Source organism: Gordonia oryzae (assembly GCF_003797185.1).
GTDB classification, from domain to species: Bacteria; Actinomycetota; Actinomycetes; order Mycobacteriales; family Mycobacteriaceae; genus Gordonia; species Gordonia oryzae.
In genome coordinates this window covers 173,292-188,985 of record NZ_RKMH01000003.1, presented here as the reverse complement: position 1 = coordinate 188,985, position 15,694 = coordinate 173,292, and the positions used below count along the sequence as shown (strand labels likewise).

At 67.4% G+C, this 15,694-nt stretch carries 15 protein-coding genes; 8 read left to right on the top strand and 7 right to left on the bottom strand.

Annotated elements, in window-relative coordinates:
* The first annotated feature begins 38 nt into the window (after nucleotides 1–38).
* Nucleotides 39–629 (top strand): sigma-70 family RNA polymerase sigma factor, encoded by a 591-nt coding sequence (locus EF294_RS05055; RefSeq protein WP_123926253.1) that lies wholly within the window; start codon nucleotides 39–41, stop codon nucleotides 627–629.
* Nucleotides 601–1,497: an anti-sigma-D factor RsdA gene (locus EF294_RS05050; protein ID WP_425459397.1), complete on the top strand. Its 897-nt coding sequence runs from the start codon at nucleotides 601–603 to the stop codon at nucleotides 1,495–1,497. Before EF294_RS05055 ends, EF294_RS05050 begins: the two co-directional genes overlap by 29 nt.
* Nucleotides 1,498–1,554: 57 nt before the next feature.
* Here EF294_RS05050 and EF294_RS05045 read toward each other — a convergent pair whose 3' ends face one another.
* Entirely contained in the window at nucleotides 1,555–1,944 is a 390-nt protein-coding gene (locus tag EF294_RS05045; protein WP_123926250.1) for a DUF5319 domain-containing protein, read from the bottom strand.
* 146 nt (nucleotides 1,945–2,090) lie between these two features.
* On the opposite strand from EF294_RS05045, the gene guaB reads away from it, so the two are divergent.
* The 3 genes from guaB (at nucleotide 2,091) to EF294_RS05030 (ending at nucleotide 6,678) form a co-directional block, all read left to right on the top strand.
* Nucleotides 2,091–3,602 (top strand): IMP dehydrogenase, encoded by a 1,512-nt coding sequence (guaB, locus tag EF294_RS05040; protein ID WP_123926247.1) that lies wholly within the window; start codon nucleotides 2,091–2,093, stop codon nucleotides 3,600–3,602.
* A gap of 116 nt (nucleotides 3,603–3,718) precedes the next feature.
* Nucleotides 3,719–4,861 (top strand): GuaB3 family IMP dehydrogenase-related protein, encoded by a 1,143-nt coding sequence (locus EF294_RS05035; protein ID WP_123926244.1) that lies wholly within the window; start codon nucleotides 3,719–3,721, stop codon nucleotides 4,859–4,861.
* Nucleotides 4,862–4,917: 56 nt separating this feature from the next.
* Complete coding sequence (locus tag EF294_RS05030) at nucleotides 4,918–6,678, top strand: GMC family oxidoreductase (protein ID WP_123926241.1); 1,761 nt, start codon at nucleotides 4,918–4,920, stop codon at nucleotides 6,676–6,678.
* Between the two features lie 83 nt (nucleotides 6,679–6,761).
* Here the strand turns inward: EF294_RS05030 and EF294_RS05025 are convergent, their stop codons facing one another.
* From EF294_RS05025 to EF294_RS05015, 3 genes are read right to left on the bottom strand one after another with little or no spacing between them, the layout of a single operon-like run.
* Nucleotides 6,762–7,364 carry an energy-coupling factor transporter transmembrane component T family protein gene (locus tag EF294_RS05025; RefSeq protein ID WP_123926238.1) on the bottom strand — a complete coding sequence of 201 codons (603 nt, stop codon included), beginning with the start codon at nucleotides 7,362–7,364 and terminating at the stop codon, nucleotides 6,762–6,764.
* A complete protein-coding gene (locus EF294_RS05020; RefSeq protein ID WP_123926234.1) occupies nucleotides 7,361–8,035 on the bottom strand; it encodes an energy-coupling factor ABC transporter ATP-binding protein in 675 nt (224 codons plus the stop codon). Before EF294_RS05020 ends, EF294_RS05025 begins: the two co-directional genes overlap by 4 nt.
* Nucleotides 8,036–8,054: 19 nt before the next feature.
* Complete coding sequence (locus tag EF294_RS05015; RefSeq protein WP_123926231.1) at nucleotides 8,055–8,699, bottom strand: biotin transporter BioY; 645 nt, start codon at nucleotides 8,697–8,699, stop codon at nucleotides 8,055–8,057.
* Between the two features lie 98 nt (nucleotides 8,700–8,797).
* Between EF294_RS05015 and guaA the strand changes: the two genes are divergently transcribed.
* Nucleotides 8,798–10,384: a glutamine-hydrolyzing GMP synthase gene (guaA, locus tag EF294_RS05010; protein ID WP_123926228.1), complete on the top strand. Its 1,587-nt coding sequence runs from the start codon at nucleotides 8,798–8,800 to the stop codon at nucleotides 10,382–10,384.
* A gap of 76 nt (nucleotides 10,385–10,460) precedes the next feature.
* On the opposite strand, the gene EF294_RS05005 is transcribed toward guaA, so the two are convergent.
* Both EF294_RS05005 and EF294_RS05000 read right to left on the bottom strand, forming a co-directional pair.
* Nucleotides 10,461–10,754 (bottom strand): hypothetical protein, encoded by a 294-nt coding sequence (locus EF294_RS05005; protein WP_425459396.1) that lies wholly within the window; start codon nucleotides 10,752–10,754, stop codon nucleotides 10,461–10,463.
* Nucleotides 10,751–12,100, bottom strand: a complete 1,350-nt coding sequence (locus tag EF294_RS05000) for a PspC domain-containing protein (protein ID WP_123926225.1) — start codon at nucleotides 12,098–12,100, stop codon at nucleotides 10,751–10,753. The genes EF294_RS05005 and EF294_RS05000 overlap by 4 nt, the downstream gene beginning before the upstream one ends.
* A gap of 163 nt (nucleotides 12,101–12,263) precedes the next feature.
* Between EF294_RS05000 and EF294_RS04995 the strand changes: the two genes are divergently transcribed.
* Together EF294_RS04995 and EF294_RS04990 are read left to right on the top strand one after the other, a co-directional pair.
* Entirely contained in the window at nucleotides 12,264–13,670 is a 1,407-nt protein-coding gene (locus tag EF294_RS04995) for an ATP-binding protein (protein WP_123926222.1), read from the top strand.
* Nucleotides 13,667–14,347 (top strand): response regulator, encoded by a 681-nt coding sequence (locus EF294_RS04990; RefSeq protein WP_123926219.1) that lies wholly within the window; start codon nucleotides 13,667–13,669, stop codon nucleotides 14,345–14,347. The genes EF294_RS04995 and EF294_RS04990 overlap by 4 nt, the downstream gene beginning before the upstream one ends.
* A 51-nt stretch (nucleotides 14,348–14,398) precedes the next feature.
* Here the strand turns inward: EF294_RS04990 and EF294_RS04985 are convergent, their stop codons facing one another.
* Nucleotides 14,399–15,670, bottom strand: coding sequence for a serine/threonine-protein kinase (locus tag EF294_RS04985; protein WP_123926216.1), 1,272 nt, complete (start codon nucleotides 15,668–15,670; stop codon nucleotides 14,399–14,401).
* Nucleotides 15,671–15,694: the final 24 nt, after the last annotated feature.

The following is a 15,694-nucleotide window of genomic DNA, read 5'->3' as shown; positions in this document are numbered from 1 at the left end:
CCGCCGCACACTATGTAACACGGGAATCTCGACTGACGATGAAACTGACGAGTGATGAGCTGGACGCCGCCGTCCGCGCCGCGAGGCAGGGCGATCGCGTGGCTCTCACGTCAGTTCTCGAGAGTGTGCACGAACCCATCTTGCGCTACTGCCGAGGGCGAATCGGAGTCGGAGATCGCCACTTGTTCTCCGCGGATGACATTGCGCAGGAGGCGTTGATGGCGGTGATGACCGCGCTGCCCCGATATGAGGATCAGGGCAAACCGTTCATGGCCTTCGTCTATGGCATCGCATCCCACAAGGTCGCCGACGCGATGCGGGTTGCCGGTCGGGTCAAGGCCGATCCGGTGGAGGCGGTTCCCGATGTCACCACGGTCCTCGGCGGACCCGAGGAGGCGGCATTGGACTCCGATGCCAGCCGGCGGATGCGACAACTGCTCTCGGTGTTACCCGACAAGCAGCGCGAAATCCTCGTATTGCGTTTGGTGGTCGGGATGTCCGCTGAGGAGACCGCCGACGCGGTCGGCAGTACGCCGGGAGCGGTGCGCGTCGCCCAACATCGAGCGCTGGCAAAACTGAAAGACGAGCTGAGGAAGGCAGGTGGACGACGCAATGAACGACGAGCATGACCGGCGTCGAGCTATGTCGGGCCGGCAGCCGTCGCACGACGTTGCGGGCGCAGGTGTCGGACCATACGGCGGTTTCGGTGTACCCGATGAGGGCGACCGGCGAACGGACTTCGATCTGCGGCAGGTGCACTTCGACGACGCGTTTATCGACGCGCTCTCCCATGACGTGCCCACACCCACCCGTGATGACACCGAGTATCAGTTGGCCGCGCTGCTGTCGGGCTGGCGCCACGAGGTTCTCTCCGAGCCCGCACCGCAGATCCCCGACGTCGTCGAAGTCGAGCGCGCGATGGCTGTGCGCTCGGGTGCACGGCGTGGTGGCAGGGTGGTGCGCTCGCTGCGTGTCGTCGCCGGTGCGGCTGCGATTGCGGTGGTCGCCGCGGCCGGTCTGACCGTGGTGAGCGAGGGGGCCCAGCCGGGCGATTCACTGTGGGGTGTCAAGAAGGTCGTGTTCGCGCAGGCTGCGTCGGAGACACAGGCCGCCTATGACGTGCGTGCAGATCTCGAGCAGGCCGAGGCGGCGCTTGCCTCGGGTGATGTCGCCCAGGCGCAGCAGCTCATTGCGCGGGCGCAGACCAAGATGGGCCCGGTGCGCGACGTGCAAACCCGGGATCAGATGAATCAATGGATCACCCGCCTGCAATCCGACGAGTCGGCCGCGCCCACAGTGCCGACGTCGCCGCGCCCGGGCGTCACGGCTCCTGATGTCAGTGGCGTCGAAACCGGTACTCCGCAGCCCTCGGATCAGACCACGGCTCCCTTGGAGACATCGTCGACGCCGAGCACCGCACCCACGACCCGACCGACCACGACCACGACAGCCGGTTCACCACCCTCGACGACGGCGCCGACCACGCCGGCCGGCTGATCGACGCCGATGGGGATACCGGCGATGCCACCCGACCGTGACCCGTGACCGATCAGCTCAGCGTTTGTTGCTGAGGTGGTTGTATGCGTCGGCGTACCCGCGGCAGTAGTCCCACGTGACGTAGTCGTCGGGGCGGGGGTCGACGGCGGGCTCGTGCGGGCGCACGGTACCGTCGATGAGAAGCTGTAAAAGGTTGGCGCGCAACATATCCCAGTCGTGGTAATGATCCTCGTGGCAGTCTTCGCACACGACGACGAGGCCACGGACCCCGCGGTGGGCCAGGAGTGCCTCGTAGACGGCCAGATCGGCGAGATCCTCTTCGACCGCGACCCGCTCGTTCTGGTCGAGGGGGACGCCGGGCTCCATCGAATCCAGCGCCGACGCGGGATCGCTGGGGTCGTCGGCGAACGGGTCTGGAGGAAGTCCGGGTGGCAAGTGATCACGCACACCCCTACCGTAACCGATATTGCGTGACCTGCGCCGCATCGGTTCCACAGTCCGACCGGCGGGTCCGAGCGTGCCCTACAAGGGTCACCGGTGGGCTCCCATCGCCGCATTGGGTTGTGGCTCCGGTTGCCCGATACCATGGTCCAATGACCCACGTTCGCACCGGTGGAGACGATCCCGGCAAGGTCGCAATGCTCGGCCTCACCTTCGACGACGTCCTGTTGCTTCCCGCGGCATCGGAGGTGATCCCCAGCGAGGCCGATACGTCCTCGCGGGTGACCAAGAACATCTCGCTGCGGGTGCCGCTGGTGAGCTCGGCGATGGACACCGTCACCGAATCCCGGATGGCGATCGCGATGGCCCGGGCCGGTGGCATGGGCGTATTGCACCGCAATCTGTCGATCGCCGACCAGGCCGCCCAGGTCGAGACGGTCAAGCGCTCTGAGGCCGGCATGGTCACCGACCCGGTCACCTGTTCACCGCACAACACCCTCGCCGAGGTCGATGCGATGTGTGCGCGCTATCGCATCTCCGGGCTGCCTGTGGTCGACGAGAAGGGTGAGCTCGTCGGCATCATCACCAACCGCGATATGCGTTTCGAGGTGGATCAGGACCGGCCGGTCGCCGAGGTGATGACCAAGGCCCCGTTGATCACCGCCCAGGAGGGGGTCTCCGCCGAGGCCGCCCTGGGGCTGTTGCGGCGCAACAAGGTCGAGAAGCTGCCGATCGTCGACGGCAACGGCAAGCTGACCGGGTTGATCACCGTCAAGGACTTCGTCAAGACCGAACAACACCCGTTCGCCACCAAAGACTCCGACGGCCGGCTGCTCGTCGGCGCGGCCGTGGGTACCGGCGATGCGCAGTGGGATAGGGCCATGGCACTCGCCGACGCGGGTGTCGACGTGATCATCGTCGATACCGCCCACGCCCACAATCGGCTGGTCCTCGACATGGTGTCCAAGGTGAAGTCCGAGGTCGGCGACCGCGTCGACGTGGTCGGCGGCAACGTCGCCACCCGAGAGGCTGCGCAGGCCCTCGTCGATGCCGGTGCCGATGCGGTGAAAGTCGGTATCGGCCCGGGTTCGATCTGCACCACCCGCGTCGTCGCCGGGGTGGGTGCCCCGCAGATCACCGCGATCCTCGAGGCGGTGACGGTGTGTCAGGCGGCCGGTGTGCCGGTGATCGCCGACGGGGGACTTCAGTACTCCGGCGACATCGCCAAGGCGCTGGCCGCTGGCGCGTCGACAGCGATGCTCGGGTCGTTGCTCGCCGGTACCGCCGAGGCGCCGGGCGATCTGATCCTGGTCAACGGCAAGCAGTTCAAGAGCTACCGCGGCATGGGATCGCTCGGTGCCATGCAGGGACGCGGGCAGGGTAAGTCCTACTCCAAGGACCGCTATTTCCAGGACGACGTCCTCAAGGAGGAAAAGCTCGTCCCGGAGGGCATCGAGGGCCGGGTTCCGTTCCGCGGTCCGCTGAACCAGGTGATCCACCAGCTCGTGGGCGGCCTGCGTGCCGCGATGGGCTACACCGGTGCCACCACCATCCCGGAACTGCAGAAGGCGCGCTTCGTGCAGATCACCGCGGCCGGACTCAAGGAATCCCATCCGCACGACATCACCCTGACCGCCGAGGCGCCCAACTACTATTCTCGCTGAGTTCGCCTCGACGACTCCTCACCGCAAGTTCACCGGTCCGCATGTGAGGCGGGCCCAGAAGACCCTCGTGGCGCGCGTGGCAAGATGACCGTGCGCCGGACAGAAAGGCGCAACCGGTGCGTGACCTCGTGGACCTCGGCATGGGCCGGACGGCGCGGCAGACCTTCGAACTCGATGACATCAGCATCGTTCCGTCGCGTCGGACCCGGTCGTCCAAGGATGTTTCGACGGCTTGGCAGATCGACGCCTACCGTTTCGAGGCGCCGATCCTGAGTCACCCAACCGACGCCCTGGTGTCGCCTGCGGTGGCCATCGAACTCGGACGACTGGGCGCTCTCGGCGTCATCAACGGTGAAGGACTTTGGGCCCGTCATCGCGACGTCGAGGACACGATCGCCGAGTTGGTCGACGTGGCCGCCACCGATCCCGATCCGCAGGCCGCGGTGCGGCGCCTGCAGCAACTGCATGCGGCACCGCTGGATCCCGATCTGCTCGGTGCGGCCGTGGCCACCATCCGCGAGGCCGGGGTGACCACCGCGGTGCGTGTCAGCCCCCAGCACGCACCCGAGCTGACCCCGGCCCTGGTGGCCGGTGGTGTGGAGGTGCTGGTGGTGCACGGCACGATCATCTCCGCCGAGCATGTCGCGCAGGGCGCCGAGCATCCGCTCAACCTCAAGACGTTCATCGCCGAGCTCGATATCCCTGTCATCGCCGGCGGGGTGCACGATCATCGCACCGCACTGCACCTGATGCGCACCGGTGCTGCGGGCGTCATCGTCGGTTACGGTTCCACCGCAGGTGCGACCACCACCGGCGAGGTGCTGGGTATCGGGGTGCCGATGGCCACCGCGATCGCCGACGCCGCCGCCGCCCGCCGGGACTACCTCGATGAGACCGGCGGACGGTACGTGCACGTCATCGCCGACGGCGACATCCACAACTCCGGCGATCTCGCCAAGGCGATCGCCTGTGGAGCCGACGCGGCCGTGCTCGGCACTCCGCTGGCTGCTGCGGCGCAGGCCCCGGGGCAGGGCTGGTACTGGCCATCGGCGGCCGCGCATCCCGACACCCCACGTGGGGCGATGTTGCAGGTGGCCACGCCCGAGGGCCGGCCGACCCTCGAAGAGATACTCACCGGCCCGTCCGCTGACCCCTTTGGGGAGTTGAATCTTGTTGGTGCACTGCGTCGTTCGATGGCCAAAGCAGGGTACTCCGATCTCAAGGAGTTCCAGAAGGTCGGACTGACCATCCACCGCTGAGGATGGACACCCGACCCCCATCACTTAATGTGACAATCGGCGTTAGAATGATCCACATGGCAGCCCACCATGATTCACCCGACTTTGACGTACTCATCATCGGTTCCGGCTTCGGCGGCAGTGTCAGTGCGTTGCGCCTGGTCGAGAAGGGGTATCGCGTCGGCGTCGTCGAAGCGGGTCGCCGCTTCGACGATGAGGACTTCGCGAAGACGAGTTGGCGGCTCAACAAGTGGCTCTGGGCGCCCAAGCTCGGCCTGTACGGAATCCAGCGCATACACGCACTCAAGGACGTGATGATTCTCGCGGGTGCGGGCGTGGGCGGAGGGTCGCTCAATTACGCGAACACCTTGTACAAGCCGCCCACCCCGTTCTTCACCGATCCGCAGTGGAATCACATCACCGATTGGGAAGACGAACTGTCGCCGTACTACGACCAGGCGCGGCGGATGCTCGGGGTGGTCAGCAATCCAACGTTCACCGAATCGGACCGCATCATGCGTGAGGTCGCCGACGACATGGGTGTCGGCGACACCTTCACCTTGACCCCGGTCGGTGTGTTCTTCGGGGAGAAGGTCGGTCTGGCCGGCCGCCCCGGACAGACCGTCCCCGACCCGTACTTCGGCGGGGCGGGACCCGAGCGCACCGCGTGCACCGAATGCGGCGCCTGCATGACCGGGTGCCGGGTCGGCGCCAAGAACACTCTGATGAAGAACTACCTGGGGCTGGCCGAACGCCACGGGGCGACGATCATCGACCGCACCACCGTCGACGGACTGTCGCGACGCGCCGACGGTACCTGGGCGGTGAGCACGCATGGGTCGTCGTCGTGGGGCCCTCTGGGCCGACGCAGCCGCACCTACACCGCGTCGCAGGTGATCGTCGCGGCGGGCACCTTCAACACTCAACATCTGCTCCACCACGCCAAGCAGCGCACCCTGCCCGCGATCTCGGATGCCATGGGGCGATTGACCCGCACCAACTCCGAATCCATCCTCGGCGCCAATTCGGCGAAATACGATCCCCGGCACGACTATTCGCACGGTGTTGCGATCACCTCGTCGTTCCACCCGGAGCCGAACACGCACATCGAGCCCGTCCGGTACGGCAAGGGCTCCAACGCCATCGCCTATCTTCAGACACTGCTCACCGACGGCGGCGCCCCGGCCCGACGATTCGGACAGTTCCTGCGCGCGGTGGCCCGCAACCCATTCCTGCTCGCCCGGCTTCTGGTGGTGCGCAAGTGGAGTCAGCGCACCGTGATCGCGCTGGTGATGCAGAACAACAACAATTCGCTGACAACCTTCGTCCGCAAACGCGGACCCCTGCGCTACATCACCAGCAGGCAGGGGATCGGTGAGCCCAATCCGACCTGGATTCCCAAAGGCAACGAGGCCACTCGTCGGATCGCCGACAAACTCCCGGGCGGGATGGCCGGCGGCACGTGGGGCGACATCGTCAACATGCCGCTGACCGCCCACTATCTCGGTGGATGCGCGATCTCCGACGATCCGGCGAACGGTGTCATCGACCCCTATCACCGCGTCTGGAACTACCCCACGCTGCACATCACCGACGGCGCGTCGATCTCGGCCAATCTCGGTGTGAATCCGTCGTTGTCGATCTGCGCCCAGGCTGAGCGCGCAATGGCGTTCTGGCCCAACAAGGGTGACATCGACACCAGGCCGGAACAGGGCGCGGGATACACGCGTCTGCAACCGGTGGAACCTGTCGCGCCGGTGGTGCCCGCGGATGCGCCGGGGGCGTTGCGGTTGCCGATCACCCCGGTTGAGCAGCGCGTCTCGGCGCCGGGAGCGTAGCGAGCGGGCCGGGTGGGTTCGGCGCCGGGAGCGTAGCGAGCGGGCCGGGTGGGTTCGGCGCCGGGAGCGTAGCGAGCGGGCGGTCAGTCCAGGCCGCGTGCCGAGAGGCTTTCGGCAAATCCATCGGCGGTACGCAGGGCGCTGAGCACGATGGGCGCCACCAGGATTCGCGGTCCGGGGCGAAGGCCGCGAGCCCGTCGGGCCTCGTCGACCTGACCGGCGATCTCGACCATCAGGGGGATCGTGCGGATCGTGAGTGCCAGGGCGATCGCGATGAGGTCGGTACGAACCCCGAAGCGCCGCAAGGGCTGCAGTCCGCGCGTCACAGAGTCGAGCATGTCGGTGGTCCGGGTGGTCAGGGTGACCACCGCCGCCAGCAGCACCGACAGTGCCAGGATTGCGCACACGAGCACGGCGCGCCGGGCGTCGGTGACGATCGACTGGAAAGCGAAGATGAACACCAGGATCCACAGGGTGGGCCGGAACTGTCGCCAGGCGATGACCGGGCCGATCCCGGCCAGTGCGTAGAGCGCCGCCACGGCGAGTGCGGCAATGCCCAGCGCGGACAGTGAGCGTACGGCCAGCGAGATCGCCAGGATCGCCGCAGCGAGTCCGGTCAGCTTGATTCCCGGCGAGAGCCGGTGCAGCGGTGAGTGTCCCGGATGGTAGGTGCCCGGCGGATTCACGTCATCATCTTCCGGTAGTGACGCAGCGCCGGTGTGGGCTCGTCGTCGGCGACGATGCGTCCGTCGTCCATCACCAGTACGCGGTCGAAGTCGGCGACGAGATCGAGATCGTGACTGACGACGATGAGTTGCTCGGTCAGTCCGGCGAACACCGTGCGCAACATGCGGGCGTTGCGCAGATCCAGCAAGGTGGTCGGTTCGTCGGCGACGATCACCGCAGGTTGGGTGACGAACACCGATGCCAGGGCGAGGAGTTGTTTCTGGCCGCCGGAGAGCCGTCCGGCGGGGGAGTTGGCGTGGTCGGCCAATCCGAACCGGTCGAGCACCGTCCGGGTGCGTTCGGCGCGTTCGGTTCTGCTCAGATCGGTGCGGGTGAGGGAGAGTTCGATGTCCTCGGCGACGGTCGGCATGATGATCTGCCGGTCGGGGTCGGAGAAGATGAAGCCGACCTCACGTCGGACGCGCCGCTTGTGGTGTCGTGCGTCGATCCCGTTCACGGTCACGCTGCCGTGGTCGGGGATGACCAGCGCGTTGATCATTCGCACCAGGGTCGATTTGCCGCTTCCGTTGGCGCCGACGATCCCGATTCGGTGTTCCGGCAGGGTCAGTGACACCTCGCGCAACACTGTGCGGGCACCGAAGGCGTGGGTGATGTCGCAGAACTCGATCACGATGGCGGTCCGGTCGCGGTCAGTTCGACGGGGAGGCCTCGCGGGTCGGTCGCCGCAGCGGGCCGATCAGACCCGGCCATCCGCGGTGGACCTGCGCGGCGACCACAGCGGTGACGACGGCCTTGATCGTGTCGCCGAGGATGAACCAGCCGTTCGCGGCGATCGCCGCCCATAGCGTCATGTCGGCGCGGATCATCAGGCCGATGGTGCCGCAGATGTACACCACGAGGATGCCGCCGATGATGTTGATCACGATGCCGGGCAACACCCGATACCGCGGCACCGCCTGCGATCGGGTGCGCGTCCACATCATCAGCGCGGTCAGTACGCCGATGACGATCACTCCCGGACCGAAGCCGACGAAGAAGCCCGCGGTGGGGGAGCTCAACGCCGTCAAGCCGTTACGGCCACCGGAGAGGATCGGCAGACCGGCGATCGCGAGCACCATGAAGATGACTACCGACAGCGTGCCCTTCTTGGGGCCGAGGATCGCCCCGGCGAGCATCACGCCGAGCGTCTGGAAGGTGATCGGCACGCCGGCGGTGCCCACGGTGATAGTGCCGGGCAGGCCGAGTGCGGCGATCAGCGCGGCGAACACCGCCGCCTGGGTGATGTCGGCGATGGTCAGTGACCAGGCACTGGGACGGGTATCAGAAGTAGTCATTGCGAATGATGAGTATTCCACGACGATCGGGGCGTGCGATCCGCCAGGGCGCGCAGGGTGAACCGCTCGCTGTCCGGCGGTGCCACTAGACTCGCCCCGTGACCGATTCGCAGGGATTCATCGACGGCCCGCGCCCGGTGCTCGTCGTCGACTTCGGTGCCCAGTACGCGCAGTTGATCGCGCGCCGTGTCCGGGAGGCACGGATCTACTCCGAGGTGATCGCGCACGACGCGGGTATCGAGGCGTTCAAGGCCAAGGATCCGGTGGCGCTGATCCTCTCCGGTGGGCCCGCGTCGGTGTACGCCGAGGACGCACCGCGACTCGATCCGGCGATCCTTGACCTCGACATCCCGGTCTTCGGCATCTGTTACGGATTCCAGACCATGGCCGCCGCACTGGGCGGCCGGGTGGCCAACACCGGTGGGCGCGAATTCGGCCGCACCACACTGACTCTCACCGACGAGGGGCTCCTGCACCAGGGCCTGTCCAGCACTTCGCCGGTGTGGATGAGCCACAACGACGCCGTGCAGGAGGCGCCGGAGGGGTTCACCGTCACCGGCTCGACGCCCGGTGCGCCGGTTGCCGCTTTCGAGAATGTCGGGCGCCGGATGGCCGGGGTGCAATACCACCCGGAGGTGCTCCACACCCCGCACGGCCAGCAGATCCTCACACGCTTCCTCTACGAGATCGCCGGGCTTGCGGCCGACTGGACCGCCGCCAACATCGCCGACGCCCTCATCGACCAGGTCTCTGACCAGATCGGCGACGGTCTGGCCATCTGTGGTCTGTCCGGCGGGGTGGATTCCGCGGTCGCCGCGGCCCTGGTGCAGCGTGCGATCGGTGATCGGCTGACGTGTGTGTTCGTCGATCACGGGTTGTTGCGCGCGGGCGAGCGTGAGCAGGTGCAACACGACTTCGTCGGTGCCACCGGCGCGAAACTGGTCACCGTCGACGCCGCCGACACCTTCTTGCGTGAGCTATCCGGGGTCAGCGATCCGGAACGGAAACGCAAGATCATCGGCCGCGAGTTCATCCGCTCCTTCGAGGGCGCGGTGAGTGAGGTGCTGGGCGATCACGCCGAGGGCGGACAGCAGGTCGACTACCTGGTGCAGGGCACTCTGTATCCGGATGTCGTCGAGTCCGGCGGTGGGAGTGGTACGGCCAACATCAAGAGCCACCACAACGTCGGCGGGCTGCCCGAGGATCTCGAGTTCAGTCTCGTCGAGCCGCTACGCCTGCTGTTCAAGGACGAGGTGCGCGCCGTTGGTCGTGAGCTCGGTCTGCCCGAGGAGATCGTTGCGCGTCAGCCTTTCCCGGGCCCGGGTCTGGCGATCCGCATCGTCGGGGAGGTCACCGCGGAGCGGCTGGCCATGTTGCGCAAGGCCGATCTCATCGCGCGCGAGGAATTGAGCGCAGCGGGGCTCGACTCGCAGATCTGGCAGTGTCCGGTGGTGCTGCTCGCCGATGTGCGCAGCGTCGGCGTGCAGGGCGACGGCCGCACCTACGGTCATCCGATCGTCCTGCGTCCGGTTTCCAGTGAGGACGCAATGACCGCCGACTGGACCCGCGTGCCCTATGAGGTCCTCGAGATCATCTCCACCCGCATCACCAACGAGGTCCCCGACGTGAACCGTGTCGTCCTCGACCTCACCAGCAAGCCGCCGGGCACGATCGAGTGGGAGTAGGCGCGCCGTACCGCGTCGATGAGCGCCGTCGGGTGGTGAGTACCGCGCTGCGGTGAAACCCGTATCACGCCGACCTTCAGCGCGACCGGGCCGACCGCGCTCCGGTCGCGATGAGCAGGGTGCCGACGGCGACGGCGATCCCGACGAGGGCCCAACCGATGGTCGCCGGGTCGGGCAGCGTTGGCCCGTCGGCGAGTCCCCAGCCGGCCACCAGCAGGGTAGCGAGCCCGATCACCGCCACCACGGGGGCCCGACGCTGTGGTGTATGGACGGTGTCGCCGTGGTCGGTATCACTGGGGTCGCCATTGCCGAATGATGGTGTCGCGCTTTTCATATCGACTCCTGTCCAGGGGTTGCCGGAGGTGTTCATCGCTGCACCTTCACACTGCCGACATTGGTGTGGGCGTCGATGGTGAGCACGGGGCCGGAGGTGCCGTCGCTGCCGCCGTCGAGTCCCTCGGGGCAGGAATAGTCGCCGACGCCTGCTGTGCATTCGGCCCGGACGTTCATCCCGGCGGGCACCTCGACGACGATCTCGCCGACTCCGTCGCGCAGGTGTACGGTCTTCTCGGTCGTCAGGTCGACGGCTCGGAGATCGAGCGTCATGCTGCCCATGGTCAGTGTGTACTCGTCGCGGATGGCGCTCTCGCTCATCGGTTTCCAGTACCGTTTGCCGACACCGCCGCTGGGCATACCGAGCCGGTGGTCACCGGAGGCGACGCCGGCGAGCAACGTGGTCACGATCACCGCGGCACAGAGTCCGGTCGCGAGTGGTATCAACGCCCCTGGGTGCGAGTGTGTGGATTGCCGACGCAGCCCGTTGACCAGCACGCCCGCTCCGATCACGGCCAACGCCAGGGACAGCACGTGTGGCAGGGTGAACCAGTCGGCGCCGAGTCCGTGGGCGGCGATCCCGCCTGCGACCACCAGGACCGCAATGCCGACCACGATGAATGAGAGCGCAGATCGGCGGTGTGCGGCAGGCGGCCTCGGTGGCCCAGCCGGTGCGGTGGGTTCGGGGAGATCCCAGGCGAATCGGGCGGCCCCGAGCGGATCCCAGGACGGGGGTGTGGCCTCGATGACATCGGTCGGTGCGGCCGGAGTCGGGGCTGTGGTGCTCGTCGGTGATGCGGTGACCCTCCCCGTGGGCTTGGCCAGATCGACCGCACCCGGTGCGCCGGGTACCGACGCCGATGCCGTGGTTGCCGTGGTTGTCACACCGGTTCGTACCGCGCGCGGGGCCCAGCGGACGAATCGTTGCGGCGGTTCCGGCGCCGAGACGGTCGACACGCTGGTATCTGTCGGTTCGGGCGTGCGTAGGAACAGCAACCACCATCCGATGAGCATCAGGATTCCGCCGACGATTCCGCCCGAACCCCAAGGGCCACGCGAGAACACCGACGACACGACGATCACGACAACCACCCACAGGATCACCGTCGGATTGTTGTGCCACCCGTGGGAGGCGCCGCCGATGGCGTCTGTGCGTGCGTGGGGGGTGGACGGAAACGCGATCCATGCCGCGAGGTACAGGAGCACCCCGCTGCCGCCGAAGACGGCTGCCACCACGAACGCCACCTTCACCAGCGTCGGGTCGACACGGTAGCGCTCGCCGATGCCCGTGCACACACCGGCGATTCTGCGCGGAGAAGCCGGCCTGGTGGGCCGTGTGGTCCAGAGCCGTTCGAGCTGCGTCCGAAGCTGCGTGGTGTCCATGGCACTCATCGTGCTCGGTTGGGCGCGACCACACATCGGGGACCGACCCTGAGATCCGCCCGGGTCGACGCGTCGCCGACGTCGGCCGACGTCGCGGTCTTCGGGGTCGGTACCGGGGTGAACCCTGATGCCCGGTACCGACGATCATGGAAATATCGACGCCATGGCAACCGAGGTCGAGCGTGCGCAGCGGCTGATGCGCCGCAGCGGTGGTCGCGTGATCGGCGGCGTCGCCGGCGGCGTCGCCGATCACCTCGGCGTCGACGCATTCCGGGTCCGTGTCGTCTTCGTCGTACTGACCGCGATGGCCGGGGCGGGCGCGCTCGCCTACGCACTGTTGTGGTTCTTCTGCCCGCCGGGCGAGGACGTCGCTGCTCCCGGCCCGGCCGAGCGCAGGCAGGCGTGGGGACTCGCGCTCATTGGGCTGGTCGCGATGAGCGTGGTGGGTTTCGCCGCATCCGGTACGCCCGCCACCTATCTCGTGCCCCTGGTGTTCGTGGCAGTCGGAGCGAGCCTGGTCTGGCGTGAATTCGACACCTCCGCGCGTACTCCCCCGCACGGTCCGCTCCTGACCTGGACACGACTGGCCGGTGGCGCGGTACTGGTGATCGGGGGCTTGGTCGTCATCGTGTTTGCCGGCACCCGAAACTTCGGCGGACTGAGCACGACGCTCCTCGCGGTCGGAGCGACGTTGCTGGGCGTGCTGTTGCTAACGGTACCGCTCTGGATGCGAATGTGGCGCGCCCTCAATGAAGAACGGGCCGCGCGCATCCGCAATGCCGAACGCGAGGAGATCGCCGCACACCTGCACGACTCGGTGCTGCAGACTCTGGCCCTCATCCAGAAGCAGGCCGCCAAGCCCGAGGAGGTCGCACGACTGGCCCGCGGCCAGGAACGAGAATTGCGAGCGTGGCTCTTCGGTGACCCGGCGCAGCGCGGTGGGTCCCTGGTTGCCGCAGTGACCAGCGTGGCCGGCGAGATCGAAGACCATTACGGCATCGAGGTCGAGGTGGTGACGGTCGGCGATCTGCGGCCCGACGAGGAGACCGACAAGTCGATCGCGAAACGGTGGCCCGCGCTGATCGGGGTGACCCGGGAGGCACTGATCAACGCGGCCAAGCACTCCGGTGAACGCAAGATCGATGTCTACCTCGAGGTCGGCGACGACGAGGTCGAGGTGTACGTGCGCGATCGCGGCGTCGGTTTCGATCCCGACCGGGTCGACGGCGATCGTCAGGGCATCGCACGGTCGATCCGGGCCCGCGCCGAGCGCGTCGGCGGGCAGGTGTCGATCCGCTCGGCGCCCGAGCGTGGCACCAATGTGCGGGTCACCATGCCCCGTGGGGGCTCCGTCCCGCACGAGGACGAGAAGGCTGGGGCCGATCTCGAAAAGGATTCGGATACCTCCATTTCCGGTGAGGGTCCCTCGATTGTTGGCACTCCTGGCCGGCGCGGCGTGGGGCACCCGGGTTCCGACCGCACCGGCCCCGACCACTCCGGCACCGACCATCACGCCACCGACCATCACGCCACCGACGATCCGAGTACCGACCACGGAGAGGCATCATGACCATCGAAGCGCCGCAGAACGGGCACTACCGGGTGTTCCTCGTCGATGATCACGGCGTGTTCCGGTCGGGGGTACGGGCCGAACTCGCCGGCGAGGACGGTCTGACGGTCGCCGGCGAGGCGGGCACGGTCGCCGAGGCGATCGCCGGGATCACCCGTCTGCGACCGGATGTGGTGCTACTCGATGTGCACATGCCCGCCGGTGGTGGGGTCGCGGTGCTGCGTGGGGTGACCGACGCGCTGGGTGCCGATACCCCGGTGTTCCTGGCGTTGTCGGTGTCCGATGCGGCCGAGGACGTGATCGCCACGATCCGCGCCGGTGCCCGTGGTTACGTGACCAAGACGATCGACGGGAGCGAACTCGCCGACGCGGTCCGTCGGGTCGCTGAGGGCGACGCCGTGTTCAGCCCGCGTCTGGCCGGATTCGTGCTGGACTCCTTCACTGGCAAGTCGTCCACGCCGGAGCCGCAACTGGACCCCGAACTCGACTCGCTGACCCGACGGGAACTCGAGGTCCTGCGGCTGCTCGCACGTGGATACACCTACCGCGAGATCGCCGAAGAACTGTTCATCTCGATCAAGACCGTGGAGACGCACGCCTCCAACGTGCTCCGAAAGACTCAGCAGTCCAACCGGAATGCGCTCACCCGATGGGCGGCAACCCGTCACATCGGGTGAACCGTGCCTCGCCCGGATCCGGCCGAGATGCGTGATGGACGAGTGCTCTGATCAGACGATCGCGATCACCAGCACGATGATGGCGGCGAGGACGACGAAGAACAAGAACACCACCGCGGCAAGCACACCCGGCGAGGTCTGCCGGTGCGGCGCGGGTGGACCGAGCGGCGGCATCGCGCTGCTGTAGGACGGTGCCGTCGGATAGCGCGGCGAATACTGCCTCGGTGGCTGAGCACCGGGATGGGACATCGAGCCGGGTACTCGGGCCAGATCGTGGGGCGGGGGCGTCGCCACCCGTGTGGGATCGTAATGGTGTTGTGGTGCAGCGGGATTCGAGGCAATACTGCGGGGTGAAGTGCTCGACGCCGGTGGTGGTCCGGGTGGTGCCGTACGGGGCCGGGTGTTGCGCGCGAGGTTGGATCGGGAGACAAGGCCGGTCAGGACCTGCTCGGTAGAGCCGTGTTCACCCGCGGCGATCCGGGCGAGTTCGTCACGCGCCTGCGCCATCGAGACGCGGCGCCGAGGGCTCGGCTCGAGCATCCGCAACAGCACTGATTCGAGTGCTCCGGCCCGCTTCATCGGAGTGATCTGCGCACGCGCCACCCGATGCAACATCACCAGCGAGTTGTCATCGACGCCGTACGGCGGTTCGCCCTCGACCATCGTGTAGATGGTGGCACCGAGAGAGTACACATCCGACGGCTCGGCCGGCTCGTCGCCGCGTGCGACCTCGGGTGCGAAATAGGCTGGGGTGCCGGTGATCAGGCCGGTCTGGGTGAGGGTGACATCGTCCTTGGCGCGGGAGATGCCGAAGTCGGTGATCTTGACCAGCCCGGCGTGACGCCCGCCCTCGGCGATGAGGACGTTGCCGGGTTTGATGTCGCGGTGGATGATTCCCGATGCGTGCGCCTCGACCATCGCGTCGGCGACCTGTGCGCCGATCTTCGCGGCCTCAGTGACCTCGAGAGTGCCGGTGGCATGCAGGATTTGGGCGACGCTGCGTGAGGGCAGATACTCCATCACCAGCCAGGGCTCGCCGCCGTCGAGGGCGACGTCGTGCATGGCGATGGCGTTGCGGTGGCTCAGTCGGGCTGCGATCCGGCCCTCGCGCATCGCACGCTGCCGAACGGTTTCCGCGGAGTCCTCCGATAATCCCTCGGTGGAGAGGACCTGTTTGACGGCCACCTCGCGATCGAGGAGTTGGTCGCGGGCGAGCCAGACCGTGCCCATGCCACCGCCGCCGATGCGCGAGACGAGCCGATATCGTCCGGCCACCAAGAAATTGGGGCCGGGTGTCCGGTGGCTGTCGACGTCGGCGGGCATGACAGCGATGATAGCCGGGGCGCG